The organism is Halioglobus sp. HI00S01 (assembly GCF_001635445.1).
Classification (GTDB): Bacteria; Pseudomonadota; Gammaproteobacteria; order Pseudomonadales; family Halieaceae; genus Halioglobus; species Halioglobus japonicus.
On the sequence record NZ_LWEE01000150.1, the window covers coordinates 1 to 218 of the forward strand.

A 218-nucleotide genomic window follows, 5' to 3' on the forward strand; every position below is an offset into this window, starting at 1 on the left:
GATCCAGCGCGGCACTCGGTTCGTCCATCAACAGAACCCGGTGGGCGCTGTCCTGGGCGCGCCACACCTGAGCGACGCAGCGCGCCAGTTGTACGCGCTGGCGTTCACCGCCAGACAGCTCCGTATAAAGCCTATCCCTGAGTGACTGAGTGTCGGTGAATGCCAGCACTTCGTCGAGAATGTCCAGGTCCGCTTCACTGCCACTGGCATGGGGAATA

The 218-nt window shown here is 61.9% G+C and carries 1 protein-coding gene; it reads right to left on the reverse strand.

Annotation, left to right across the window (positions count from 1 at the left end; all coding sequences use genetic code 11):
- A partial coding sequence (locus tag A3709_RS15010) for an ATP-binding cassette domain-containing protein (RefSeq protein WP_156507784.1) occupies positions 1–218 on the reverse strand: 218 nt, incomplete at both ends.